At 67.7% G+C, this 22,691-nt stretch carries 25 protein-coding genes; 11 read left to right on the forward strand and 14 right to left on the reverse strand.

The genetic code is table 11. The annotated features are described in order from the left end of the window. Positions 1 to 81: 81 nt before the first annotated feature. Together O8I58_RS14230 and O8I58_RS14235 are read right to left on the reverse strand one after the other, a co-directional pair. Positions 82 to 882, reverse strand: coding sequence for a Dph6-related ATP pyrophosphatase (locus O8I58_RS14230; RefSeq protein WP_298317348.1), 801 nt, complete (start codon positions 880 to 882; stop codon positions 82 to 84). Next, positions 879 to 2,294, reverse strand: a complete 1,416-nt coding sequence (locus O8I58_RS14235; RefSeq protein WP_298317350.1) for an aminotransferase-like domain-containing protein — start codon at positions 2,292 to 2,294, stop codon at positions 879 to 881. Before O8I58_RS14235 ends, O8I58_RS14230 begins: the two co-directional genes overlap by 4 nt. Positions 2,295 to 2,399: 105 nt before the next feature. Here O8I58_RS14235 and O8I58_RS14240 point away from each other — a divergent pair, with 105 nt between their 5' ends. Continuing rightward, complete coding sequence (locus O8I58_RS14240; protein WP_298317353.1) at positions 2,400 to 3,317, forward strand: DMT family transporter; 918 nt, start codon at positions 2,400 to 2,402, stop codon at positions 3,315 to 3,317. 51 nt (positions 3,318 to 3,368) lie between these two features. Here O8I58_RS14240 and O8I58_RS14245 read toward each other — a convergent pair whose 3' ends face one another. Then, on the reverse strand, positions 3,369 to 3,704 hold the full coding sequence (locus O8I58_RS14245; RefSeq protein ID WP_298317356.1) for a hypothetical protein: 336 nt from the start codon (positions 3,702 to 3,704) through the stop codon (positions 3,369 to 3,371). A 65-nt stretch (positions 3,705 to 3,769) separates the two neighbouring features. Then, positions 3,770 to 4,714 (reverse strand): DegV family protein, encoded by a 945-nt coding sequence (locus O8I58_RS14250; protein ID WP_298317359.1) that lies wholly within the window; start codon positions 4,712 to 4,714, stop codon positions 3,770 to 3,772. Positions 4,715 to 5,062: 348 nt separating this feature from the next. On the opposite strand from O8I58_RS14250, the gene O8I58_RS14255 reads away from it, so the two are divergent. Further along, the gene (locus O8I58_RS14255; protein ID WP_298317362.1) at positions 5,063 to 5,617 is read left to right on the forward strand and encodes a DUF924 family protein; all 555 of its coding nucleotides are present in this window, start codon (positions 5,063 to 5,065) and stop codon (positions 5,615 to 5,617) included. Between the two features lie 70 nt (positions 5,618 to 5,687). Here the strand turns inward: O8I58_RS14255 and grxD are convergent, their stop codons facing one another. Further along, on the reverse strand, positions 5,688 to 6,617 hold the full coding sequence (gene grxD / locus O8I58_RS14260; RefSeq protein WP_298317364.1) for a Grx4 family monothiol glutaredoxin: 930 nt from the start codon (positions 6,615 to 6,617) through the stop codon (positions 5,688 to 5,690). A gap of 60 nt (positions 6,618 to 6,677) precedes the next feature. On the opposite strand from grxD, the gene O8I58_RS14265 reads away from it, so the two are divergent. Further along, on the forward strand, positions 6,678 to 7,505 hold the full coding sequence (locus O8I58_RS14265; protein WP_298317367.1) for a polysaccharide deacetylase family protein: 828 nt from the start codon (positions 6,678 to 6,680) through the stop codon (positions 7,503 to 7,505). Positions 7,506 to 7,624: 119 nt separating this feature from the next. Here O8I58_RS14265 and O8I58_RS14270 read toward each other — a convergent pair whose 3' ends face one another. The 3 genes from O8I58_RS14270 to O8I58_RS14280 are packed head-to-tail and all read right to left on the reverse strand — an operon-like array spanning position 7,625 to position 9,371. Continuing rightward, positions 7,625 to 8,302, reverse strand: coding sequence for a methyltransferase domain-containing protein (locus tag O8I58_RS14270; protein WP_298323009.1), 678 nt, complete (start codon positions 8,300 to 8,302; stop codon positions 7,625 to 7,627). Between the two features lie 56 nt (positions 8,303 to 8,358). Next, positions 8,359 to 8,967 (reverse strand): SGNH/GDSL hydrolase family protein, encoded by a 609-nt coding sequence (locus O8I58_RS14275; protein ID WP_298317369.1) that lies wholly within the window; start codon positions 8,965 to 8,967, stop codon positions 8,359 to 8,361. After that, positions 8,964 to 9,371: a MerR family transcriptional regulator gene (locus O8I58_RS14280; protein WP_298317371.1), complete on the reverse strand. Its 408-nt coding sequence runs from the start codon at positions 9,369 to 9,371 to the stop codon at positions 8,964 to 8,966. The genes O8I58_RS14275 and O8I58_RS14280 overlap by 4 nt, the downstream gene beginning before the upstream one ends. A 71-nt stretch (positions 9,372 to 9,442) precedes the next feature. Between O8I58_RS14280 and O8I58_RS14285 the strand changes: the two genes are divergently transcribed. After that, positions 9,443 to 9,817 carry an EthD domain-containing protein gene (locus O8I58_RS14285; protein WP_298317374.1) on the forward strand — a complete coding sequence of 125 codons (375 nt, stop codon included), beginning with the start codon at positions 9,443 to 9,445 and terminating at the stop codon, positions 9,815 to 9,817. 21 nt (positions 9,818 to 9,838) lie between these two features. Here O8I58_RS14285 and O8I58_RS14290 read toward each other — a convergent pair whose 3' ends face one another. After that, the gene (locus O8I58_RS14290) at positions 9,839 to 11,119 is read right to left on the reverse strand and encodes a pyridoxal phosphate-dependent aminotransferase (RefSeq protein WP_298317380.1); all 1,281 of its coding nucleotides are present in this window, start codon (positions 11,117 to 11,119) and stop codon (positions 9,839 to 9,841) included. Positions 11,120 to 11,358: 239 nt separating this feature from the next. On the opposite strand from O8I58_RS14290, the gene rsgA reads away from it, so the two are divergent. Further along, complete coding sequence (gene rsgA, locus O8I58_RS14295; RefSeq protein ID WP_298317383.1) at positions 11,359 to 12,453, forward strand: ribosome small subunit-dependent GTPase A; 1,095 nt, start codon at positions 11,359 to 11,361, stop codon at positions 12,451 to 12,453. A 70-nt stretch (positions 12,454 to 12,523) separates the two neighbouring features. Continuing rightward, positions 12,524 to 13,336, forward strand: coding sequence for a COG4705 family protein (locus O8I58_RS14300; RefSeq protein WP_298317385.1), 813 nt, complete (start codon positions 12,524 to 12,526; stop codon positions 13,334 to 13,336). On the opposite strand, the gene O8I58_RS14305 is transcribed toward O8I58_RS14300, so the two are convergent. Next, positions 13,278 to 14,240, reverse strand: a complete 963-nt coding sequence (locus tag O8I58_RS14305; RefSeq protein WP_298317388.1) for a LysR family transcriptional regulator — start codon at positions 14,238 to 14,240, stop codon at positions 13,278 to 13,280. The genes O8I58_RS14300 and O8I58_RS14305 overlap by 59 nt on opposite strands. A 117-nt stretch (positions 14,241 to 14,357) precedes the next feature. Between O8I58_RS14305 and aceB the strand changes: the two genes are divergently transcribed. The 5 genes from aceB to O8I58_RS14330 all read left to right on the forward strand — a co-directional run bounded on the left by aceB (position 14,358) and on the right by O8I58_RS14330 (position 19,161). Continuing rightward, complete coding sequence (gene aceB / locus O8I58_RS14310; protein ID WP_298317389.1) at positions 14,358 to 16,004, forward strand: malate synthase A; 1,647 nt, start codon at positions 14,358 to 14,360, stop codon at positions 16,002 to 16,004. A 151-nt stretch (positions 16,005 to 16,155) separates the two neighbouring features. Then, positions 16,156 to 17,466: an isocitrate lyase gene (aceA, locus tag O8I58_RS14315; RefSeq protein ID WP_298317391.1), complete on the forward strand. Its 1,311-nt coding sequence runs from the start codon at positions 16,156 to 16,158 to the stop codon at positions 17,464 to 17,466. 90 nt (positions 17,467 to 17,556) lie between these two features. Beyond that, the gene (locus tag O8I58_RS14320) at positions 17,557 to 17,928 is read left to right on the forward strand and encodes a hypothetical protein (RefSeq protein WP_298317393.1); all 372 of its coding nucleotides are present in this window, start codon (positions 17,557 to 17,559) and stop codon (positions 17,926 to 17,928) included. A 20-nt stretch (positions 17,929 to 17,948) separates the two neighbouring features. After that, on the forward strand, positions 17,949 to 18,185 hold the full coding sequence (locus O8I58_RS14325) for a hypothetical protein (protein ID WP_298317395.1): 237 nt from the start codon (positions 17,949 to 17,951) through the stop codon (positions 18,183 to 18,185). A gap of 37 nt (positions 18,186 to 18,222) precedes the next feature. After that, positions 18,223 to 19,161, forward strand: a complete 939-nt coding sequence (locus tag O8I58_RS14330) for a 2-hydroxyacid dehydrogenase (RefSeq protein WP_298317397.1) — start codon at positions 18,223 to 18,225, stop codon at positions 19,159 to 19,161. Between the two features lie 19 nt (positions 19,162 to 19,180). Here the strand turns inward: O8I58_RS14330 and O8I58_RS14335 are convergent, their stop codons facing one another. The 4 genes from O8I58_RS14335 to O8I58_RS14350 form a co-directional block, all read right to left on the reverse strand. Next, entirely contained in the window at positions 19,181 to 19,618 is a 438-nt protein-coding gene (locus O8I58_RS14335) for a GFA family protein (RefSeq protein WP_298317400.1), read from the reverse strand. A gap of 52 nt (positions 19,619 to 19,670) precedes the next feature. Continuing rightward, positions 19,671 to 21,185 carry a YifB family Mg chelatase-like AAA ATPase gene (locus tag O8I58_RS14340; protein ID WP_298317401.1) on the reverse strand — a complete coding sequence of 505 codons (1,515 nt, stop codon included), beginning with the start codon at positions 21,183 to 21,185 and terminating at the stop codon, positions 19,671 to 19,673. A 32-nt stretch (positions 21,186 to 21,217) separates the two neighbouring features. After that, positions 21,218 to 21,472: a ubiquinone biosynthesis accessory factor UbiK gene (locus tag O8I58_RS14345; RefSeq protein WP_298317404.1), complete on the reverse strand. Its 255-nt coding sequence runs from the start codon at positions 21,470 to 21,472 to the stop codon at positions 21,218 to 21,220. A 162-nt stretch (positions 21,473 to 21,634) separates the two neighbouring features. Continuing rightward, positions 21,635 to 22,294, reverse strand: coding sequence for a BUD32 family EKC/KEOPS complex subunit (locus tag O8I58_RS14350; RefSeq protein ID WP_298317407.1), 660 nt, complete (start codon positions 22,292 to 22,294; stop codon positions 21,635 to 21,637). Positions 22,295 to 22,691: the final 397 nt, after the last annotated feature.

The raw sequence follows: 22,691 nt of genomic DNA on the forward strand, positions 1-22,691 counted from the left end.
CTGGCGATGCCGCATCGCAGGGATACGGGATCGAAAAACGACCGGTCAGGGATGCCGGGACGACGATGCGTGCACGGCACCTCAGCCTGCGATGCTAGCGCCAACAGGCGTGGCGATGACGTCGACGCAGGTCCTTGATTGGATCAACGGTGTGTTCCGCCTGTCCTGCCCAGGGCCAGGCGCGTCGGCCGGCAGCCAGTCGGTACAGGCAAAGCGCCCGTCACGCAGCATCGTTGCGCCACGCGTCAGTGCCAGTGGCGCTTCGAACATCGGACCTGCCCATACGCAGGTGTGGAATTCGCCGTTCTCGCCACAGGGATCGACCGGGGCGGGCAGTGCATCCAGCAGCCCGTGGTCGAAGGCGTGTCCCGCGAAACCTGCATCCAGCTGGGTGGTGTCCACGCAGCACAGGCTGGCGCGCAGGCCGCCATCGATCATCTGCCGCGCCAGCACGGGCGTATCGGCGTCGAACAGCGGCGTCATGACTTCCCAGTCCAGTGCTGCGAGACGCTGCACGCGGTAATCGCGGATGTCCTGCAGGAACAGATCGCCGAACGCAGCGGTATTCAATCCTGGCCATCGCTGCGCGGCCTGCTGCAGGGCGCGGGCCATCGCCATGTCGTAGCTGGCGTTGTCACCACCGGCGACGATGTCCTGCTCGAGCAATGGCAATCCGGCCGCGGCGGCCTGCGCGCGCAGGATCTCGCGACGCACGCCCTGCATCGATGAGCGGCCGTCATTCGCCGTGACCGTGGTCAACAGCGCGACGACCTCGACTTCGCGACGCTGCCGCAATACGTGCAGCGTCCAGGCCGAATCCTTGCCGCCACTCCAGGCCAGGATGACCTGCCGCCGTCCAGAGGTCGTGTGCACGCGGCTCATCGCGCGTCGCGCGGCTGGGTGGCCGCCAGTTCGCCCAGGCGGCGCAGTGCCTGGTCCAGGCGCGCATCCCAGGGCATGCCGCAGCTCAGGCGCACGCAGTCGGTGTAGTCGCCGCGGCTGGAGAACAGGGTGCCGGGCGTGATCCCGATCTGCTCGGCCAGCGCCGCTTCGAACAGCGCCTGGCCATTGCCGCCCGGCGGCAACTGCAGCCACAACGACAGTCCACCCGCAGGCGCGCTGCAGCAGGTGCCTGCGGGCCAATGCCGGGCGATGGCATCGCGCATGCGCTGGCCGTTGTCGGCCACGGTGCGACGCAGGCGGCGCAGGTGCCGTTCCAGGCCATGACGGGTCAGGTAATCGGCCACTGCCAGCTGCGGTAGGCTGGCGCTGCCGCAGCTGGAAAAATACTTGGCCCGCGTCAGCGCCTCGCTCCAGCCTGCGCCGGCCAGCCAGCCCACGCGCAGTCCCGGCGCCAGCGTCTTGGAAAACGAGCTGCAGGTGATCACGTTGCCGGTCGTGTCCCAGTGGCGCAGCGGCAACGGGCGCTGGCCCGACCACGCCAGTTCGCCGTAGATGTCGTCCTCGATCACCACCGTGCCGTGGCGCGCGCAGCTGGCCACCAATGCCGCCTTGTCCGCATCGGAGGTCAGGCCGCCGGTGGGATTGCTGAAGTTGGGCACCAGCACCGCCGCGCGCACCGGCGTCTGCTGCAGCAGGCGGTCCAGCCGCGCCACGTCGATGCCGTGGCCCGGGCGGCTGGGCACTTCCAGTACCTTCAGCCGCAGCGCGGCCACCGCCTGCAGGATGCCGTAATAGGTTGGTGTTTCCACCAGCACCACATCGCCCGGTGCGGTGACCGTGCGCAGCGCCAGGCTGATCGCTTCCATCGCCCCGGCAGTGATCACGATTTCCTCGGTCGTCATCGCTGTGCCGATCTGCTCGTAGCGCAGCGCGATCTGCCGGCGCAGGGCCGGGTCGCCTTGCGGTGGCGCGTAATCGAACGCCGCGGTCGGCCGCCGCCGCAGCGTGCGCGAGAGTGCGGCGCCCAGCGCGGCGTGCGGCAACAGCGATGGATCGGCGACGGCTGCATGCAGCGGCAGCAGGCCCGGGCGTTCAGGCAGCTCCATCAGGTCCTGCAGTGCGGGATTGCTGACCATGCCAGGCGCGCGTCGCCGCGGCGCGACAGCAGACGGCGTGAGCGAGGGCGCGGCGTGGACGAAATACCCCGAGCGCGGCCGCGCCTGCACCAGGCCTTCGCGCTCCAGCTGCAGGCAGGCCTGCACAGCGGTGGCCGGGCTGATCTGGTGGGCCTGGGCCAGCTGGCGAACCGAAGGCAGGCGTTCGCCAGCACGCAGCGTGCCCTGGGCGATCTGCCGACGCAGGCCGGTGGCGATGGTTTCGTAGAGCAGCATGGCACGCCTTCAATCTGTACTGGTTAAATTTCAGAATATCTGAATCTGTATTGCCGCTGCACGCAGGCCTAGCCTGTCGTTCCCCACTTTTCAGGACTGCGTGTCATGGCACCAACTTCCGACCGTCCCGCCTCGCGCACCGCGCTCTGGCAACTGCTGGTGGGCGAGGTGCTGATCGGTTCGGTCGGCGTGTTCGTCCACGAGAGCGGCCAGGATCCGGTCACGGCGGTGTTCTACCGCTGCCTGTTCGGCGCGTTGTTCCTGATCGCCTGGGGTCTGGCGCGCGGTCATCTGCGCGGCCTGTGGCAGGACCGCGTGCTACTGCGCGGCGCGATCGTGTCCGGCGTGCTGCTGGTGCTCAACTGGGTGGCGCTGTTCGCCGGGATGGCGCGCTCGTCGATCGGCGTGGCGACGATGGTCTATCACTTCTTCCCGTTCGTGATGCTGATCCTGGCCGCGCTGGTGCTGGGCGAACGCACCCGGCCGGCCGACTGGGGCTGGACCGCGCTGGCCTTTCTGGGCGTGATCGGCTCGGCCGATCCGCTGCGCCTGCTGCGCCAGGCCGATGTCGGCTATCTGTCCGGCATCGGCTTGACGCTGCTGGCGGCGGTGTTGTGCGGCGCCTCGCTGCTGATGTCGCGCAGCGTCGGCCGGCAGCGGCCGTTCGCGGTGGTGACGGTGCAGTGCTGCGTCGGCACGCTGATGCTGGGCGCGTTCGCATCGCCTGCCGCGCTGCATCCCGGGCCACACTGGATCTGGCTGGCCGGGCTGGGCGTGATCCACAGCGGCATCGTCTACGTGCTGTTTTATTCGTCTTACCGGCACCTGCCGGTGGCGACGATCGCGGTGGTGGCGTTCGTCTATCCGCTGGTGACACTGGTGCTGGACTACGCGCTATATGGCCATCGACTGGATGCGGTGCAGCTGGTGGGTCTGGCGCTGATCATCGTGGGAACGCTGGGCGTCAACCTGAAATGGCGGCTGGCGCCGCGACGTGCCGCAGCGTTGGATGTCATCCCCTGAAACGAAGAAGGCCGCGCATCGCGCGGCCTTCTTCAAACAAACGCTGCGAGCTCAGCACACGTCGCGCAGTTGCCAGCCGCTGCCGGCGAGTAGGCGCAGGCGATGCTTGAGCACTTCACCGGGAATGGTGGTCTCGGCAAGCAGGTCGATATGCAGGTCGTCCACCTGCCCGGTCACGCGTGCGGTTGGATCGACCGCGCCCAACGACGGTTCGACGTCGTCGGGTTCGTTCTGCGCATTCCGCCAGCGCGTGAACAGGCCATTGGTGCGCAACGCATCCTGCAGCTGCTGGGCGAAGCCCTCGGCGCCGCTGGCGTTGAAGCTGAAGGCGGGTTCGGTCCCGCGCGCCTTGGCTGGATCGGGCAGGGCGATGTAGTAACGCGGCATGGACAGACCCTCCACGGTTTCTCGAAGAGGGCCAGCCTAATCGCGGCGTTGTCAGCGGCCCGTGTTCATGCCGAGAACGTGTGCGGCTTGGCGGCAAAGCCCACGCCCAGCGCACCCTTGCCCACGTTGACCATGCCGGTCAGGCTCATCACCGATTCGTACACGGTGACGCCGTGTGCGGTGCAGGTCTCGCGCAGGCGCGCATAGCCGGGCAGGGCGTGCAGTTCGGCCAGTTCGCCGCCGTAGCCCAGGTTCACGACCGGCGTCAGCAGGCCTTCGCGGACCTTGTTGCCGGTGAACTCGAACAGCTTCTGCGCGGCCGGTTCGAAGCCCTTGAGCTTGGCCACCGGTTCGGTCGCGCCGCGGTAAGCGCGCAGCACCGGCTTGATGTCCAGCGCACTGCCCAGCGCCGCGCCGATCAGGCCGACGCTGCGGTCGCCCTTAGTCCGTGCGCGGGCGCGCAGGTAGTACAGGTCGCGCGGGATCATGTAGCCGTAAGTGTTCTCGGCCAGGTGTTCCATCTGGGTGCGGATCCCGGCCACGCCGTCGTTGGCATCGCGCATGCGCACGGCCTCCACCGCGGTGATGCCCTGGCCGGCGAACAGGTTGAGCGTATCGATCACCCGCAGTGCGAACGGCGAGTTGTGCCCGGCCGCCTGCCGCACCGGCTTGTAGTCGTTGAGGATCGCGAAGCTGGCCTGGGTCGCGTTATCGTGGATCTGGCTGCGCAGCTTGGAGATGGTCAGGCAGAACACGTGGTCGTAGTCGATCACCAGCCGCTGCAGGAACAGGTCGCGGATCTGGTTGACCGAAAACGGCGTGGTCTCGGCTTCATGCCCGCGCTCGGCCACATGGGCGCGCAGGAATTCCAGCGTCGCCTCCTGGTCGCGGTGATCGGCCAGGACCGCTTCGCCGATCCGCACCGTGATTGGCAGCACGATGATGTTGTTTTCCTTGATGAACTCCGGCGGCAGGTCGCAGGCCGAGTCCACCACGATTCCGATACGCATGCGTCCCCTCCGGGCATGTGATCTGCGTTGTGTGCAGCGCGCTGTGTAGCACGCGCACGAGGCGTGCGTCGAACCGCAGTGCAGCGCGTCGTTCCCGCGGCACGGCTGTTCATTGATCGTGGTGGCAAGGCGGGCCGGCGCACGCGCTGGCAGGGGGCAAGCTGACCATCCAGTCATTGGGGGGTGACCGGTCGGAGCGCTTGCACGTGGGGTTCATGGCGGGCCCTTATGCTCGCCGCTCCTTTGCAGGCTGGGTACGGACATGAACTTGCAGAACCACACCGGCAACGGCCGCTGCGCCGCTGGGCGGGACCTGGCAGGCGGGTGGCAGGCACCGGCGGTCGTGGCATGGCGGTGACGCACGCGCCGTCCCGCGCGCGGGATGTGGTGGCGTTCTGGCGCCAGGCGGGCCCGGAGCGCTGGTTCGCGAAGCACGCGTCGTTCGATAGCCACTTCCACCAGCAGTTCATCGAAGACCACCACGCCGCCGCGCGCGGTGAACGCGCCGACTGGCTGGACACGTCCGAGGGCGCGCTGGCGCTGCTGCTGTTGCTGGACCAGTTCCCACGTAACTGCTTCCGCGACAGTGGCCATGCCTGGGCCACCGACGGGCTGGCGCTGCAGTACGCACGGCAGGCGCTGGACGCGGGCCACGACCAGGCGACCGAGCCCGCGCTGCGCCCGTTCCTGTACCTGCCGTTCGAACACGCCGAAGACGCGGCCGAGCAGGCGCGTTCGGTCGAACTGTTCGCCGCGCTGGGCGACCCGGAAAAGCTGAAGTACGCGCTGGCCCACCAGCAGGTGATCACCCGCTTTGGTCGCTTCCCGCATCGCAATGCCTCGCTGGGACGCGCCAGCACCCACGACGAGCAGGCCTGGCTGGACGCCGGCGGCGGCTTCTAGCGATCTACCCGCGTCCACGAAAAAGCCGGCCACGTGGGCCGGCTTTTTCCATGCGTCCTGCCGCGACTGATCAGTAGCGGGCGACGTTGGGATCCACCTCGGTGGACCAGGCATCGATGCCGCCGGCCACGTTGTGGACATTGGTGAAGCCCAGCACCCGGAACTGCTCGGCGGCCTGGTGGCTGCGGCCGCCGGCGTGGCACAGGAACGCGATCTGGGTGTCCTTGGGCAGGGCTTCCAGCTCGGCGCGGCCGTTACCGTCGAAGGTCTTGAACGGCATGTTGACTGAAGCGATGGCGCGCTCGTCGGCCGGGCGCACGTCCACCAGCAGCAGTTCGCCCAGGGCGATCTTGGTGGCGGCCTCGGTGACCGGCATCTGGTTCACCGTGCGCGGCGCGTTGGGATTGTCGATGGCCAGGCCCTTGCCGCGGATGTCGTCGACCCAGTCGATGGTCACGCCCTCGGCGCGGCGCGCGCTGGCCAGGTCGAACTGGATCCGCACGCCGTTGGATTCGGTGGCGATGGCTTTGGCGTCGAACGCACCCAGCTGGAAATTCGGCTGGAACTGCGCGTCGATGGCCAGGATCAGTGCGGCGCCGGGCCCGGCATCTTCCAGCGCATTGGCCAGCATTTCCGCCGCGGCCGGGGTGACGGTGATCGATGGCGGGGTGCGGTCCGGCGCGGCCACGCCCAGCACCGCGGCCAGTTCGCCGGAGTTGGTCATCTGCTCGATGATGTCGCTGCCGCCGACCAGTTCGCCGTCGATGTACAGCTGCGGGATGGTCGGCCAGTCGCCGTAGGCCTTGATGCCTTCACGGATGTCCTGGTCGGCCAGCACGTTGACGTGGGCGTAGTCCACGCCCAGCGAAGACAGCGCGCCCACGGCCTTGGCCGAGAAACCGCATTGCGGCATGGATGGCTGGCCCTTCATGAACAGCACCACGCGGTTGGACTGCAGCAGGGAATCGATGCGCGAACGCAGGGCGGGATCGAGGGACATGTCAGTTACCGGCGGGTGTGAGCGAATGGGGGATTTTACGCGCGTGGCATGATGCGCGGCATGCAGGAGCACGCAACGCAGCATCATGTGCCACGGACGCCCCGACTGAGGTTGGGGCTGCTGGCGTTATCGCAAGTGGCGGTGGTCGGCCTGTGGTGGCTGGTCGGCTGGAAGAGCGGCCTGGCGGCGCTGGTCCTGACCCACGGCGCGGTGCTGTGGTCCACCTTCAATCCGCGTTCGCAGCTGTTCTGCCCGGCCCTGGTGCGCCTGCCTGGCGAAGCGAAGCAGGTGTGGCTGACCATCGACGATGGCCCGTCCGACGACACCTTGCCGATCCTGGACCTGCTGGACGCCCGCGGCGCCAGGGCCACGTTTTTCCTGGTCGGCGAGCGCGTTCGTGCCCGGCCGGAACTGGTGCGCGAGATCGTCCGCCGCGGCCACGGCGTCGGCAACCACAGCGACAGTCACCCGCAGGCCGCGTTCTGGCGACTGGGCCCAGCCACGCTGGAGGCCGAGATCGCCGCCAACCAGCGCACCCTGGCCGAAGTCGCCGGTAGCGCGCCGTGCTGGTTTCGCTCGGTCGTGGGCCATACCAACCCCTTCATCGCCCCGATCCTGGCCCGCCACGGCCTGACCCGCGTGGCCTGGAGCGCACGCGGCTTCGACGGCGTCTCGTGCACGCCCGATCAGGTGTTGTCGCGGATCGAACCGGATCTGAAGCCCGGCGCCATCGTGCTGCTGCACGAAGGCGCGGCGCATGGTCACAACGTCGAGATCCTGCGGCGGGTGCTGGTGGCGCTGGAGACACGCGGCTTGGCTGCGGCCCTCGCCCCTAATCGTCATTCCCGCGAAGGCGGGAACCCAGCGCCTTTGCTGCGGAAAGCGTGAAGCCAGCCTCGTAGCCCGGGTAAGCAACGCGCACCCGGGTAGGGCCTGGTCGGGTGCGTCTTCCCGGGTGCGGCCTTCGATTTTACCCGGGCGACTTATCTCCCAGGCTCCGCGCATGGTCAGCCAGCACGCCGCTCCGCCACGATCAACCAATTGTTGAACGGGGTATTGCCGTAGAGCGGCGAGAACGTCGCGCTCAGGCCGGCATTGGCCAGGTGGCCTTCCAGGCTTTCCCGGGTCGGGTAGCTCTTGGGGACTTCCTGCATCCAGCCGGCGAAGTGGGCCATCAGGTCGGTGACTTTCGAGGTGCGGCCGCGGCCGCTGTCATCGCCCAGGGCGCTGCGGATGACCAGCTTGTTGCCGGGCGCCAGCATGCGCGAGACATGCGCTAGCATGCCGGCCTGCACCTGGCTGGGCAGGTACTGCAGCATGTCCAGGATGGCGACGTTGCCGGTGTGTTCGGGCCAGCGGGCGCCCAGGTCGACCACTTCGAAACGGGCGTCCTTCAACCCGGTGCGGCGCGCGATCTGCCGCGCACGTTCGATCTTGCTGGCATCGATGTCCACGCCGTAATAGGCACGTGGCTGGCCATCGACATGCAGCGCGTGCGCCAGCAGGCCCAGCCCGCAGCCCAGGTCCAGCACCGGTCCAGGCGTGTCGCGCAGCGCGGCCAGCACGCCGGGATAGAGCGGATCGGTGCGCAGCTTGGCGCGCGTGTAGTAGTAGTCGTAACGGTTGCCCCAGGGGCGCTTGGGCAGGAAGGCGCGGGCAATGGCCAGTGCCTGCTGCGGTGGCATGGGACGAATGGTGTCGCTCACGTCGTTCCTTCGGCGTTCTGGCGGTTGCAAGGCCCTCAGGCTAGCGCATTGCGGGCCGTTGGGTACGCCAACATGGTCCACAGCGTGTACATGGCGGCCGAAGGATGCAGGCCGTCATCGACCAGCATCGCCGGTTCGGCGCCGTGCTGGCGGCTGGCGGAGGTGACATCAATGAAGGACACGTCGCGGTGTTGGCAGGCCATGCGCGCCTCCTGGTTGAAGGCATCGATCTGTTCGGAGATCTGCGTGAGGTCGCGACCGGAGGTGGCCGCAAACGGCGTGGCGCCCCAGTCAGGGATCGACAGCACGATCACCCGTTGCGTGCGCCCTGCGGCCAGGGTGATGGCGCAGGTGAGCAGCGCTTCGAACTGCTGCAGGTACTCCGCCAGCGGCCGGCCGCGGTACTGGTTGTTGACCCCGATCAGCAGGGTGACTAGATCGAAACCGGGCGCAGGCGCGGCCTGGTCGAGGGCTGCCTGCAGCTCGTCGGTGGTCCAGCCGGTGGTGGCGATGATCCGGGGATCGTCGATCCCGACGCCATCGGCGCGCAGCGCACGGGCCAGCTGCATCGGCCAGCGGTCTGCAGCGGTGACGCCTTCGCCGATGGTGTAGGAATCGCCGAGCGCAAGGAATCGGCGTGTCATCGTCCGGTAGCCCTGGCATTGCGCACGGACGGGCCGTCCGTCGCTGCCGGCGATGGATATGTGCGCAGTGTTTCCAGGTAATCGGCCAGCTGCAGGCGATCACCTTCAAGCGACTGGATGTGCTGCTGCAGCGTCTCGATGCGTTCCAGCAGCTTGTGTTGCAGTGCCTGGCAGGGCTGTACGCCTTCATGCGGACTCATGCAGGCGAGGAGCGGTGCGATTGCAGCCAGCGGCATGCCGATCCGGTTGAGCTGGATGATCCTTTGCAGGAGTTGCACGTCGGTGTCTGCGTAGCTGCGATAGCCAGCCGCAGTCCGCGTCGGCGAGACAAGCCCCTGCGCTTCGTAGTACCTCAGCATGCGCACGCTGATACCGCTGCGCCGCGCCAACTCACCAATCTGCATGGGCCACGCTTGACTTTACCAGTGGTGTCACAGTTTAGCGTGCGGGCCTGTCAAACCTCAGGAGGTACGCCATGCTCAAGCTGAATATGTGGATCCGTCGTCGCGATGGACTCGATGTCGCGCAGTTCCAGCGCTACTGGCGCGATCACCACGGCCCGTTGGTGCGCGGCTACAGCGCGCTGCTGGGGATTCGGCGTTATGTGCAGACCGTGCCGCTGGCCCAGCCCGGGCCCCAGCAGGCGCTGCGCGACAGCCGGGGCGCATTGCCGGCTGATTTCGACGGATGCGCCGAGCTGTGGTGGGACGATATGGAGTCCCACCTGGCCGCGCGCCTGACGCGCGAAGGCGCGGCCGCGTTGCAGGCGTTGGTGGAAGACGAAGCGCGGTTTGTCGACCTGTCGCGCTCGCTGCTCTGGTACGGCAGCGAGTACGAGGTCATCGCCTGACGTGTACGCGCCGGGCCAGCGTCAGGCTGCGGCGTTGCGCGACTTGGGCTTGAGCGTGACGACCTTGGTGTTGGCTTCGGCGCGACGCGCCAGGGCGCGGTCGATGCGGGCGAACACATCGCGCATGGACACTGCATCGGGCAGCAGCGTCACGCGGAAATGGTTGCGGTAGGGCACGTTGAAGCTGGAGCCCGGCACGACCAGCACGCCTTCGTCTTCCATCAGTTCCAGTGCGAACTGGTAGTCATCGAAGCCCTTGGCGGCAGCGCCGACCACCGCCGGGAACGCATACAGCGCACCGGCCGGCGCATACAGCTGCAGGTGCTCGCTGGTGGCGCAGGCGTCGACCACGGCGCGGCGGGTTTCATACAGGCGGCCGCCGGGCACGCAGAGCGAGGTGATCGTGTCCGGGCCGCTGAGCGCGGCTTCCACCGCGTACTGGCCGGGGACGTTGGCGCACAGGCGCAGTGCGCCCAGCAGGTCCATCGCGTGCAGCAGCGGCGTGATCAGTTCGGTGCTGCCGGACAGCAGGGCCCAGCCCACGCGCCAGCCGCAGGCGCGATGCACCTTGGACAGGCCGCTGAAGGTGATGCATGGCACGTCGCCTGCCAGGGGGGCCAGTGGTTCGAAGGTCGCGTCGTCGTACAGGATCTGGTCGTAGATCTCGTCGACCAGCAGCAGCAGGCGATGCTTGGCGGCGATGGCGACGATGCGCTTGAGCAGCTCGCGCGGATAGGTCGCGCCGGTCGGATTGTTCGGATTGATCAGCACGATGGCGCGGGTGCGGCTGGAGACCAGCGTTTCCATCTCCGATGGATCAGGCTGGAAGCCGTTGCTCGCGTCGCACTGGTAGTACACCGGACGGCCATCGTTGAGGATCGTCGCGGCCGACCACAGCGGATAGTCGGGCGAGGGCACCAGCACTTCGTCGCCGGGATTGAGCAGGGCGCGCAGCGACAGGTCGATCAGCTCGCTCACGCCATTGCCGATGAATACCCGGTCCGGGTGGGCATCGGGCGTGTTGCGGGCGGCGTAGTAGGCGGCTACGGCTTCGCGCGCGGCCGGCAGGCCCTGCTGGTGGGTGTAGGGATCGGTGCGACCCATGTCATCGGCGATCGCGTGCTGCAGGTGCTCGGGCGCGCGGAATCCGAACGCGCCCGGATTGCCGATGTTGAGCTTGATCAGCTTGCGGCCCTGGGCTTCCAGCTCACGCGCTCGTCGGGCCAGGTCGCCGCGGATTTCATAGCGGACTTCGGACAGGCGTTCACGGACGGCAAGTGGCTTGCTGGGAGCGGAGGGCATGGCACGTTTTCGAGGGTGAAAAACGGGGCAAGCATACGCCTGATGCCTGGCTTTGCGGGCGTTGCAAGGGAAACTATCCCGGCCTGATTCATCCCACGCGCGCTGGGTTTCACGGGGGCGGATCAGCGGAGAATCCCGCCGTCGTGGCGACGCTGATCCGGCGCTTCCTGCGGTCGCGTTGGCCAGCCTCCGTGGCGCCGTGGCGGTCCCGTCCGGCGCCAGCCCGTAGAATTGCGGCCATGAACGATGCTGTTTCCGACTACGCCGACCTTCGGGTGATTGGCTGGCCCTGGCCTGGCGCGCCCGAAGGTGATGCTGCCTGGCAGGCGCTGTTTGCCGCCCATCCCGGCGCCCGGCCCATGCGGGTGGTCGAGCAGCACCGCTCCGGCTACGTCGTGGCGCACGGTCCAGAGGCCGCCCAGACCCTGAAGCCCGAATCGCTGCCGGAATGGCAGCGCCCACGCTTCCCCGCACACGAGCGTCCGGCGGTGGGTGACTGGGTGCTGGTGGAAGCAGGCAAGCGCATCGTGGCGCTGTTGCCACGGCACACGGCGATCAAGCGCGCTGCGGCCGGCGAGCACTACCACCAGCAGGTGATCGCGGCCAACGTCGATACCGTGTTCATCGTCTGCGGGCTGGATGCGGACTTCAATCCGCGCCGGATCGAGCGCTACCTGATGCTGGTCGGTGGCGGCGGCGCCCAGCCGGTCGTCATCCTGACCAAGGCCGACCGCACCGAATACGCCCAGGACGCGCTGGACGTGCTCGCCGACCTGGCCGCGCAGGACATCCCGCTGCGCACGCTCAACGCCAAGGACCCGGCCAGCGTCGCCCAGCTGCATGGCTGGCTGGGCCCGGGCCGGACCGCGGTGCTGGTGGGCTCGTCCGGCGCTGGCAAGTCCACGCTGACCAACACTTTGCTCGGCATCGAAAAGATGAAGACCAATGCGGTCCGCGAGAACGATTCGCGCGGCCGCCACACCACCACCCATCGCGCGCTGATCCCGCTGCCGTCCGGCGCCTGCCTGATCGATACGCCCGGCATGCGCGAACTCAAGCCCACCGGCGAGGAAGACCTGGCCGAAGGCGGTTTCGCCGATATCGAGGCGCTGGCCGCCCAGTGCCGGTTCCGTGACTGTGCCCACCAGGGCGAGCCCGGCTGCGCGGTGGAAGCGGCCATCGAGCGCGATGAGATCGACCCGGGCCGCCTGGCCAACTACATGAAACTGCAGGAAGAGGTCGCCGCCGCGGCCGCCAAGCTGGCCAAGCGGGTGGCCGAAAATGCGGGCAAGGGACCGGGCCGGCGTCCGGCCGGACGCCCTGGCCGCCGCTGACGCCGCTGGGACCAAAATCCGACATCGCCCCTGACAGGGTGCGCAGGCATTCCAACGCGCAGGTCGGGTCATGTCGAAACACCTTCCGCCGCCCGGAGCCGCGGGCAAGGTTGCCGCGGTCACGCTCGGCTTCTGGATCATCAAGATCCTGGCGACCACGCTGGGCGAGACCGGCGGTGACTGGCTGACCATGACGCTCGGCCTGGGCTATGGCGCCGGCTCGCTGCTGTTGCTGGGCATCTTCGCGCTGACCCTGGTGGCGCAACTGCGGGCCTGGCGCTTCCAGCGCTGGCTGTACTGGTCGGTGATCTTGTCCACCAGTACTGCGGGCACGGCGATGTCGGACTTCATGGATCGCACGCTCGGGCTGGGCTATCTGCGCGGGGCGTTGCTGCTGGTCGGCCTGCTGGGGCTGGTGCTGGCCGCGTGGTACCGCAGCGAAGGCCATCTGTCGGTGCAGCGCATCGCCAGCCGCCGCGCCGAAGGTTTCTACTGGATGGCGGTCCTGGCCAGCAACACGCTGGGCACCGCGCTGGGGGATTTCCTGGCGGATTCATCGGGCCTGGGTTTCGCAGCCAGTGCGTCGCTGATCGCGGCGGTGATCGCCGTCGCGGCGCTGGCGTACCGGTTCACGTCGCTCAGCCGGGTGTTGCTGTTCTGGCTGGCGTTCGTGATGACCCGGCCGTTTGGCGCGACCTTCGGCGACCTGCTGACCAAGCCGGTGTCGCACGGCGGGCTGGAACTGGGCACTGGCGGCGCCTCGCTGGTGCTGGCCGTCCTGCTGGTGGCGGGCCTGCTGGTCCAGGGCTGGCGCGAACGTCGGCTCAGCGTTCCGAATGCCCCGATTCGTCGTAGTCGCGTTGATGGAACAGGTCCGGCCTGATCAACGCGATGAAGGCCCGCGCCTGCGGTGACAGGTACTTGCCCTTGCGCACCACCACCCCGTAACTGCGCGAGGGGAAATACGCGCTCAGCGAGCGCGCGGCGATGCGGCCGCGGTCGCCGTCGTCCAGGCAGATCGAGCTGACGATCGACAGGCCCATGCCCATCGCCACGTACTGCTTGATGACCTCCCAGCCGCCGACTTCCAGCACCACGTTGTAGGGCACGCGCGCCTGCTGGAAGGTCAGGTCGACCAGCCGGTAGGTGATCTGCCGGCGCGGCGGCAGGATCAGGCCGTAGGGCGAAATGTCTTCCAGGGTGACCTTGGATTTCCTGGCCAGCGGATGGTCGTGCGGGGTGATCAGCATCGGTTCGAAGCGATACACCGGCTCGTAGCTCAGGTCGGACGGGACGTCGACCATCGAACCCACCGCCAGGTCCACCGCATCCTCGCGCAGCAGGTCGGTGCCGTCGGCGCTGATCGCGTTGTGCAGGGTCAGGCGCACCTCCGGGTACTGCTGGCGGAAGGCGTCCACGATCCGCGGCAGCAGGTACAGGATGGTCGAGCTGTTGGCGGCGATGTTGAGTTCGCCTGCGTCCAGGCCGCTGACCTTCTCGCGGAAGTTCGCCGCCAGCCCGTCCACGCCCTCGACCAGGGGCTGGGCCATTTCGAACAGCAACTGGCCCTCCCGGGTGGGTGACAGCCGCCGCCCGCTGCGCTCGAACAGGTGCGAGCCGTACTCGCGTTCCAGCGCCTGCAGCTGCAGCGAAATGGCCGGCTGGCTGACAAACAAGGCCTCCGCGGCGCGCGAGACCGAGCCCAGGCGCACCACCTGGCAGAAGGCGCGCAGCGGCTTCAGACGATCGGATTTGTAGGAAAAACGGGGAGTTAGCGGATTGCTCATGGCTTGGTTGCCAATGTGTATGAGTTGGTCTTATGAATTTCATTGATAAAACTAAGTTGTCAAATACTAACCTCGGAGAGCACGGTGGCGACCCAGTCCACACGACAGGATTCATCCATGTCCGCACCTGCTTATGCCCTGCCTCCCCGTGATCCGGCCATTGCCGGGGCCACGCCCGGGCTTGCGCTGACCCGCCAGGACGCTGGACAGGACGCATTGCTGCCGCCGGCCCTGCTGGCCCTGCTGGTGACCCTGCACCGAGCCATCGAGCCGGCCCGCCAGGCCCGGTTGACCCAGCGCCAGGCGCGCCAGGCTGAATTCGATGCCGGTGCGTTGCCAGACTTCCGCACCGATACCGCGGCGATCCGTGCCGACGACTGGACCGTGGCGCCGATCCCGGCTGCGCTGGCCGACCGCCGCGTGGAGATCACCGGCCCGACCGATCCGAAGATGGTCATCAATGCGCTGAACTCCGGCGCCAAGGTGTTCATGGCCGACTTCGAGGATTCGACCTCGCCGACCTGGACAAACCTGTTGACCGGCCAGCGTGCGCTGATCGGTGCGGTCGTCGGCGACCTGCAGTTCTCCGCACCTTCGGTGGGTGGCAAGCCTGGCAAGCACTACGCGCTGAAGCCGCGCGACGAACAGGCCACGCTGATCGTGCGGCCGCGCGGCTGGCACCTGGACGAGAAGCACGTGCTGGTCGATGGCGCCCCGATTGCCGGTGGCCTGTTCGATGTCGCCGTGTTCGCCTTCCACAATGCGCGCGCGCTGCAGGCCCAGGACCGTGGCCCGTACTTCTACCTGCCCAAGCTGCAGTCGATGGAAGAGGCCGCGCTGTGGGATACCGCGCTGTCGCATATCGAAGCGGTGCTGGGCTTGCCGCAGGGCCAGATGAAGGTGACGGTGCTGATCGAGACGCTGCCGGCGGTGTTCGAGATGCACGAAATCCTGCATGCACTGCGCAGCCGCATCGTCGGTCTGAACTGTGGCCGCTGGGACTACATCTTTTCCTACATCAAGACCTTCCGTGCCCACGCCGACCGCGTGCTGCCCGAGCGTGGCCAGGTCACCATGACCCAGCCGTTCCTGAAGGCGTACTCGGAACTGCTGATCCAGACCTGTCACAAGCGTGGTGCCCACGCGATGGGCGGCATGGCTGCGCAGATCCCGATCAACCACGATGCGGCGGCCAACGAACAGGCGATGGCCCGGGTGCGCGCCGACAAATTGCGTGAAGTAACAGCCGGCCATGACGGTACCTGGGTTGCGCATCCAGCGCTGATCCCGGTGGCGATGCAGATCTTCAACGAGCACATGCCGCAGGCCAACCAGCACGGCGTGACCCGCGCTGATGTCCATGTGAGCCGCGATGACTTGATCCGCCCTTCGCAGGGCACGATCAGCCGCGCCGGCTTCGAAGGCAATGTCGAAGTCTGCGTGCGCTACCTGGCCGCCTGGCTGGATGGCAACGGCTGCGTGCCGATCCACTGGCTGATGGAAGACGCGGCCACGGCGGAGATCTCACGTACCCAGATCTGGCAATGGCTGCACACCAGCGGCATGCACCTGGACGACGGCACCGCGATCGACAACGCTTTGCTGCAGGCCACGCTGAAGCGGCTGCCGACCACGCTGGGCGATACCGCCGCGATGCCGGGCGCTTCCAAAGTCACCCAGGCCATCGCGCTGCTGGATGAACTCTCGCGCAGCGACACGTTGGCCGAGTTCCTCACGCTGCCGGCGTATGCGCTGATCGATTGATCCAACAGCAATCCGTCACGGCCCGGCGTGCGTCGGGGCATGACGGCTAAAGAGCGACAGCAACAGATTCAGAGACAAGACCGCTTTCCACAGGCGGCCATGGGCCGCTGCACCCTTCAAGAACCCGCCGATCCACACGAGGACTGATGTCATGAGCAAGCTGGGCACCGCCGAAGAAATCCAGAAGGACTGGGACACCAACCCGCGCTGGGAGGGCATCACCCGCAACTACACCGCGGCCGACGTGGTGCGCCTGCGCGGCACCGTGCCGATCGAATATTCGATCGCCAAACTGGGCGCGGAGAAGTTGTGGAAGTCCCTGCACACCGAGGATTTCGTCAATGCGCTGGGCGCGCTGACCGGCAACCAGGCCATGCAGCAGGTCAAGGCCGGGCTGAAGGCGATCTACCTGTCCGGCTGGCAGGTGGCGGCCGACGCCAACCTGGCCGGGCAGATGTATCCAGACCAGTCGCTGTACCCGGCCGACTCGGTGCCGGCAGTGGTCAAGCGCATCAACAACACGCTGTTGCGCGCCGACCAACTGCACCATGCCGAAGGCGATGACAGCATCGATTTCCTGCAGCCGATCGTGGCCGATGCCGAAGCCGGTTTCGGCGGCGTGCTGAATGCGTTCGAGCTGATGAAGGCGATGATCGAGGCCGGCGCGTCCGGTGTGCATTTCGAAGACCAGCTGGCGTCGGTCAAGAAGTGTGGCCACATGGGTGGCAAGGTCCTGGTTCCCACCCGAGAGGCGGTGGAGAAGTTGAATGCCGCGCGCTTGGCCGCCGACGTGATGGGCGTGCCGACCTTGCTGGTCGCGCGTACCGATGCCGAGGCCGCGGACCTGCTGACCAGCGATGTCGACGCCAACGATGCGCCGTTCACCACCGGCGAGCGCACCGTCGAAGGTTTCTACAAGACCAGGAACGGCCTGGACCAGGCCATCAGCCGCGGCCTGGCCTATGCGCCGTACGCCGACCTGGTGTGGTGCGAGACCGGCAAGCCGGACCTGGAGTTCGCGCGCAAGTTCGCCGAAGCCATCCATGCCAAGTTCCCCGGCAAGCTGCTGGCCTACAACTGCTCGCCCAGCTTCAACTGGAAGAAGAACCTGGACGACGCGACGATTGCCAAGTTCCAGAAGGAAATCGCCGGCTACGGCTACAAGTTCCAGTTCATCACCCTGGCCGGCTTCCATGCGCTGAACTACTCCATGTTCAACCTGGCCCACGGCTATGCCCGCGAGCAGATGAAGGCCTTCGTGGAGCTGCAGGAAGCCGAGTTTGCCGCTGCGCCGAAGGGCTTCACCGCGGTCAAGCACCAGCGCGAGGTCGGCACGGGCTACTTCGACCAGGTGACCCAGGCGATCCAGCAGGGCAAGTCCTCGACCACCGCATTGACCGGCTCGACCGAAGAAGAGCAGTTCACTGCTTCGGAAGCGCCGGTCGCGACCAAGGCGGCCTGACGCCCGCGCGCGCCGTCGCAAGGCGGGGCGCGGACGAATACGTCGCAACCGTTCTACCCACAGCGTCTTTCAACGAAAGGAAGGTGCAACATGCTCAGAGCACGACACGCCAACAGCTTCAACGGCCAGGATGCATTGATGTTCCGCGGCGACCGCCACGGCATCGCGATGCTTGCCTGCATGCTCGACCATCTTGCTTCCAGCCCGCGCGTCGATGCGGTCGGCCGGCGTCACGCCATTCCCGGCGTGGACAACGTCAGCCTGGAAGTCACCGAGTCGGTGTCGCGCCTGGTCCTGGACAGCGCCGATGCCGCGCCGTTCGTCTGGCAGCTGAAGTGGAACGACCTGTCCGACTGCGGCGCCCAGCTGGGCGCCCTGGCCAGCCAGCCGAGTGCGCAGCTGCGCATCCGCGGCGAGCGCGATGACCTGCAGCTGGTGGTCTCGGTCGGCCAGGAGGCGTAGGGCACAAGATCGTGCGTGTCGTGACCACGGCACGCGCAACGGCGCGGGGCGTTGGCCGCAAGGATGCGGCCGGCGCTTTTTTTGTTTGCACCGGGCCGCCCGCCCTGCGCGATGTTCCGCGATGCCGGTATCGGCATGCCGATGCCCGCCGGCCACCGGTGAAGCATGGGAGTGTCTTCACTGGCACGCAGGCGTGGGATGGGGAACACGCCCTGCACATCGATCTGGCATTGTTCGATGCCGCGCCGATCGCATGACGGCGCGGCCCGCCACGTCGTCGCAAGGAATCAATGCATGTCCCGCCACCGCATCCTGCAGCTGTGCCCGCTGTCTCCGGTACTGGACCGGTCGTTGTCCGAATGCTTCGAGGTGCAGGCATGGTGGACGCAGGACGATCCTGCCGCGTTCCTGGTCGCAGCTGGCGCTGGCATCGGCGGCATCGCCACCAGCGCGCAACTGGGCGTGCCCGGGGCGGTGCTCGATGCGCTGCCGGACCTGAAGGTGATTTCCAGTCGTGGCGTCGGCATGGACAAGATCGACCTGGACAGCGCCAGGGCGCGCGGCATCGCCGTTGCCGGCAGCTTCGGCACGTTGGATGACTGCGTGGCGGACCTGGCGATGAGCCTGGTGCTGGATGTGATGCGCCAGGTGTCCGCGGCCGATCGCTACGTGCGCGCAGGGCGGTGGACGCAGGCGCGGTTTCCGTTGACCACGCGGGTCAGCGGCAAGCGGCTGGGCCTGGTCGGGCTGGGCCAGATCGGCCAGGTGATTGCCCGGCGGGCCGGCGGCTTCGACATGGAGATCCGCTACCACAGCCGCAGGCCGGTGGCCGATTGCGCCTTCATGCACGAGCCGGACCTGCAGGCGCTCGCACGTTGGTGCGATGTGCTGGTGGTGGCCGTGTCCGGTGGCGCGGGCACGCGCGGGCTGATCTCGGCCGAGGTGCTGGAAGCGCTGGGCCCGCAGGGCTATCTGGTCAACATCGCGCGCGGCAGTGTGATCGATGAGACGGCGCTGGTCAGCGCCTTGGTCGAGCGCCGCATCGCCGGCGCCGGCCTGGACGTGTTCGCCGACGAGCCCAACGTGCCGCAAGCCCTGTTGTCGTTGGACAACGTGGTGCTGGCCCCGCACATGGGCAGTGGCACGCATGAAACCCGCAAGGCGATGGAAGATCTGGTGCTGGCCAACCTGCAGCATTTCTTCGAGGCCGGTACGGTGCTCACGCCGGCCTGAAGCGGTTGGCGCCACCGCCTCAGGCGTCTTCGGACCGCCGTCGCGGCAGCCCATCGTTCGGGTCCACCGCGCACCAGTCCACATGGGTGTCCCAGTGCGTGTGCGCCTGCGGCGCGCGATCCAGCGGCGTGGTGAAGTTGGCGACCACCACGTGCAGTTCGCCCGGCCAGCGTGGTGACCTGAAGAACAGCGTGCTGCCGCAATGCGTGCAGAAGCCGCGTTCGGCCTGTGTGTCGGCGCGGTGCCAGCGCAGCAACTGCCCCGGGTCGTGCAATGCGCAGCCGGCTTCGTCCAGTCCCACCCAGGTCACGAACGCCGCGCCATGCGCGCGCCGGCAGCGGCTGCAGTGGCAGTGCGACAACCACAGGCTGGGCAGGCTGGCATCCAGCTGCACCGCGCCGCACAAGCACTGCGCATGCGCGCGGGTGGCTGCAGGATTGAAGGAGGGCGGTGGCATGCGAACCCCGTGCGTTCTGCAGGAGTGTTGATGCTACGCCGTGCCTGTCCGCTCAGGCTGCGTGTGCGGCGCTGCGCGGCTCCATGCGCCGGTAGCCCAGCGCTTCGGTCAGATGCGGGGTTGCGATGTCGTCCGCACCTGCAAGGTCGGCAATGGTGCGCGCCACGCGCAGCGTCCGCTGCATGGCGCGAGCGGACAGCTGCAGCCGGTCGATGGCGCGTTCCAGCAGGGCCTGGTCGGCATCGGACAGGCGGCAGCAGGCGAAGGTGGCGGCCTGGCCCAGCCGGGCGTTGAGTACGCCGTCGCGGGCCAACTGCCGTTGCCGTGCGGTCGCGACCCGGTCGCGCACCGCGGCGCTAGCTTCACCCGGCGGCGCATCCGGCCGCAGGTCCTGCGGCGGCACCCGCGGCACGTCGACCTGCAGGTCGATCCGGTCCAGCAGCGGACCGGAGATGCGGTTGCGATAGCGCGTGATGACCTCGTTGCTGCAGCGGCAACGACCGCTGCTGTCGCCGGCCCATCCGCACGGACACGGGTTCATGGCGGCTACAAGCTGGAAGCGCGCGGGGAACTCGGAGCTGCGTGCCGCGCGCGAGACGGTGACGGCGCCGGACTCCAATGGTTCGCGCAGCACTTCCAGCGCCCGCCGATCCCATTCGGTCAACTCATCGAGAAAAAGCACGCCGTTGTGCGCCAATGAAATCTCGCCGGGACGCGGCTGTGCGCCACCGCCGACCAGGGCGACGGCACTGGCCGTGTGGTGCGGAGCCCTGAAGGGGCGCTGCCGCCAGCGTGCCGGGTCGAGTCCGCGGCCACTGACCGAGGCAATCGCCGCGCTTTCCAGTGCTTCGCTTTCGCTCGACAGGGGCAGGATGCCGGGCAGGCGCGAGGCCAGCAGCGTCTTGCCGCAGCCAGGGCTTCCCACGAACAGCAGATGATGACCGCCGGCCGCGGCGACCTCCAGCGCACGACGTGCATGCAGCTGGCCGCGCACGTCGCGCAGGTCGGGCATCGGTGCCTCGGCCGTGCGGGTCGCTTCGGCGGGCGTGGTCGCGCGGGTACCGGCCAGCATCGCGCAGACCTCCAGCAAGGTGCGCGCGGTACAGGCACCGCCATCGTGCACCAGCGCCGCTTCGCCGCCATTGGCCAGCGGTACGACCAGTCGGCGATGGTTGGCTGCGGCCGCGAGTACCGCCGGCAGCACGCCGTCGACCGGCCGCAGTTCGCCGGTCAGGCCGAGTTCGCCCAGGAATTCCCATTCGGCCAGCGCCTGGCGGTCGATCTGGCCGCTTGCGGCCAGGATGCCCAGCGCGATCGGCAGATCAAACCGGCCGCCATCTTTCGGAAGATCCGCTGGCGCGAGGTTCACGGTGATACGGCGCGCCGGGAATTCGAACTGCGCACACAGGATCGCGGCGCGCACGCGGTCGCGGCTTTCGCGCACGGCGGCTTCGGGCAGGCCGACGATCTGGGTGGATGGCAGGCCGCCGGACAGGTGCACCTCCACCTGGACACCGGGGGCTTGCACGCCGGTCCGCGCACGGCTGTGCACCAGGGCAAGACTCATGGGGACACTCCTTGTCCGCCGATGGCGAGGGGCTAGCTGCGCGGGCTGATGCGCGATTCCAGGGCGGCCAGCTCACGTTCCAGCGCGTCGAGCTTCTCGCGGGTACGCAGCAGGACCGCGCGCTGCACTTCGAACTCCTCGCGGGTCACCAGGTCCAGTCGTGACAGGCCGGATTGCAGGGCGCTCTTGAAGGTGCGCTGCAGGTCTTCGCGCGATTCGCGCAGGCCCGGCGGCACCAGGTCGCTCAGGCGGCGGGCCAGGTCGTCGATGGGGTTCAGGTCGATCATGGGGCGTCTCCCGTTGGTGACCGCAAGGCTCGCACGCACGTCCGGGGCGCTGCCATCGGCAAATTCCGCACCCGCAGCTCGGAAAAATCCGAGCGCCGGTACGGACGAAGGGTCACATTGGAACGGATGGATGGCCGATGACGCAACGCCGGTACAGCTGGATCAGGTCTTGCTCCAGGCGTAGAAGCGCTTCCAGCTGTTGCGGATGGCGGTCACCCACGGGCGCTGCGCCACGATCTGCGCACGTGCGCCGGTGACCTTGCGGCCGGTCAGACGCTGCTGGATCTTCAGTGCGTTGGCCAGGTCCGAGCGGCGCAATTCACGCAGCAACGGCAGGCGCATCATCCAGCGCGGCAGGCGCATGGCCGAGGCGTAGTCCAGCAGCACCAGGGTGCCGCCGCTGACCATCAGGTTGGAGCTGTGCAGGTCGTTGTGGGTGATGCCTGCGGCGTGCAGCTGGGCGATCAGGGCGCGCAACTGGCGGAACACGGCTTTGCCGGTGTCGACCGCTTCGCCACCCAACGCGGTGCCGGAAATGAATTCCATGCCCAGCAGCAGGCCGCCGGCGGTGCCCAACAACATTGGCGCATGGCGCCAGCCCTGCAGGTGCCTGAGCATCTTGGCTTCGCGCCAGACCAGCAGGCGCGCCAGCAGCGCCATCGGCGTACCGGCGTAGCGGCGGTAGTCCTTGACCACGACCGGGCGGCCCTCGTACGGGGTGACGTAGACGTCCGGTTCCAGCACGCGCTCGCCGCGCTTGAGCAGCTTGGCGGTGGCGGGCAGGCGGGCGCCGGGATGAAAGGGGAGCAGGGCGGTATTCATGGGATGTTTGCGTACGGCGGTTGCGCGGTCCGGGGGATCAGGCGCTGCAAGGGCGGTTTCGCAATTACTGAACTTGTTGTATCGGCAAACAATTCTAACGTCTTTCCGACATCAGGATGTAACGAATTTCCGACATAAGCGGCCCCGGGCACCGTACAGACTGTTCTGGCAGCCGCGCTGATATCCCTGATTTATCAGTAATTTAGATTTCACACGACGCTGCCGTCGTGGCCTCGCAGCCAGCGGGACCGGTGCCAGGCAGGCCGGGAGTCAAGGCATGCTGGCGAGGGCGGAAGGGCCTGGGGCGCAGCATCCAGCGCCAGGCACGGGGCGCGAAAACATGGCCGCGGGGCGCCGCCGCATAGGTGTTGGGCGAACTCAGTAGGTGCGCGATGCG

It is taken from the genome of Pseudoxanthomonas sp. (assembly GCF_027498035.1).
Lineage (GTDB): Bacteria > Pseudomonadota > Gammaproteobacteria > Xanthomonadales > Xanthomonadaceae > Pseudoxanthomonas_A.

Bases quoted from the DNA above. Each gene is read 5' to 3' on its own strand.
- O8I58_RS14345 (WP_298317404.1), bottom strand. From the start codon at position 21,472: ATGATCGACCTGAACCCCATCGACGACCTGGCCCGCCGCCTGAGCGAC.
- O8I58_RS14245 (WP_298317356.1), bottom strand. From the start codon at position 3,704: ATGCCGCGTTACTACATCGCCCTGCCCGATCCAGCCAAGGCGCGCGGG.
- O8I58_RS14275 (WP_298317369.1), bottom strand. From the start codon at position 8,967: ATGACACGCCGATTCCTTGCGCTCGGCGATTCCTACACCATCGGCGAA.
- O8I58_RS14235 (WP_298317350.1), bottom strand. From the start codon at position 2,294: ATGCTGCTCTACGAAACCATCGCCACCGGCCTGCGTCGGCAGATCGCC.
- O8I58_RS14265 (WP_298317367.1), top strand. From the start codon at position 6,678: ATGCAGGAGCACGCAACGCAGCATCATGTGCCACGGACGCCCCGACTG.
- O8I58_RS14350 (WP_298317407.1), bottom strand. From the start codon at position 22,294: ATGAATACCGCCCTGCTCCCCTTTCATCCCGGCGCCCGCCTGCCCGCC.
- O8I58_RS14335 (WP_298317400.1), bottom strand. From the start codon at position 19,618: ATGCCACCGCCCTCCTTCAATCCTGCAGCCACCCGCGCGCATGCGCAG.
- O8I58_RS14270 (WP_298323009.1), bottom strand. From the start codon at position 8,302: ATGCCACCGCAGCAGGCACTGGCCATTGCCCGCGCCTTCCTGCCCAAG.
- O8I58_RS14305 (WP_298317388.1), bottom strand. From the start codon at position 14,240: ATGAGCAATCCGCTAACTCCCCGTTTTTCCTACAAATCCGATCGTCTG.
- aceB (WP_298317389.1), top strand. From the start codon at position 14,358: ATGTCCGCACCTGCTTATGCCCTGCCTCCCCGTGATCCGGCCATTGCC.
- O8I58_RS14290 (WP_298317380.1), bottom strand. From the start codon at position 11,119: ATGCCCTCCGCTCCCAGCAAGCCACTTGCCGTCCGTGAACGCCTGTCC.
- O8I58_RS14255 (WP_298317362.1), top strand. From the start codon at position 5,063: ATGGCGGTGACGCACGCGCCGTCCCGCGCGCGGGATGTGGTGGCGTTC.
- aceA (WP_298317391.1), top strand. From the start codon at position 16,156: ATGAGCAAGCTGGGCACCGCCGAAGAAATCCAGAAGGACTGGGACACC.
- O8I58_RS14240 (WP_298317353.1), top strand. From the start codon at position 2,400: ATGGCACCAACTTCCGACCGTCCCGCCTCGCGCACCGCGCTCTGGCAA.
- O8I58_RS14300 (WP_298317385.1), top strand. From the start codon at position 12,524: ATGTCGAAACACCTTCCGCCGCCCGGAGCCGCGGGCAAGGTTGCCGCG.
- O8I58_RS14250 (WP_298317359.1), bottom strand. From the start codon at position 4,714: ATGCGTATCGGAATCGTGGTGGACTCGGCCTGCGACCTGCCGCCGGAG.
- O8I58_RS14320 (WP_298317393.1), top strand. From the start codon at position 17,557: ATGCTCAGAGCACGACACGCCAACAGCTTCAACGGCCAGGATGCATTG.
- O8I58_RS14340 (WP_298317401.1), bottom strand. From the start codon at position 21,185: ATGAGTCTTGCCCTGGTGCACAGCCGTGCGCGGACCGGCGTGCAAGCC.
- O8I58_RS14280 (WP_298317371.1), bottom strand. From the start codon at position 9,371: ATGCAGATTGGTGAGTTGGCGCGGCGCAGCGGTATCAGCGTGCGCATG.
- O8I58_RS14330 (WP_298317397.1), top strand. From the start codon at position 18,223: ATGTCCCGCCACCGCATCCTGCAGCTGTGCCCGCTGTCTCCGGTACTG.
- O8I58_RS14230 (WP_298317348.1), bottom strand. From the start codon at position 882: ATGAGCCGCGTGCACACGACCTCTGGACGGCGGCAGGTCATCCTGGCC.
- O8I58_RS14285 (WP_298317374.1), top strand. From the start codon at position 9,443: ATGCTCAAGCTGAATATGTGGATCCGTCGTCGCGATGGACTCGATGTC.
- rsgA (WP_298317383.1), top strand. From the start codon at position 11,359: ATGAACGATGCTGTTTCCGACTACGCCGACCTTCGGGTGATTGGCTGG.
- grxD (WP_298317364.1), bottom strand. From the start codon at position 6,617: ATGTCCCTCGATCCCGCCCTGCGTTCGCGCATCGATTCCCTGCTGCAG.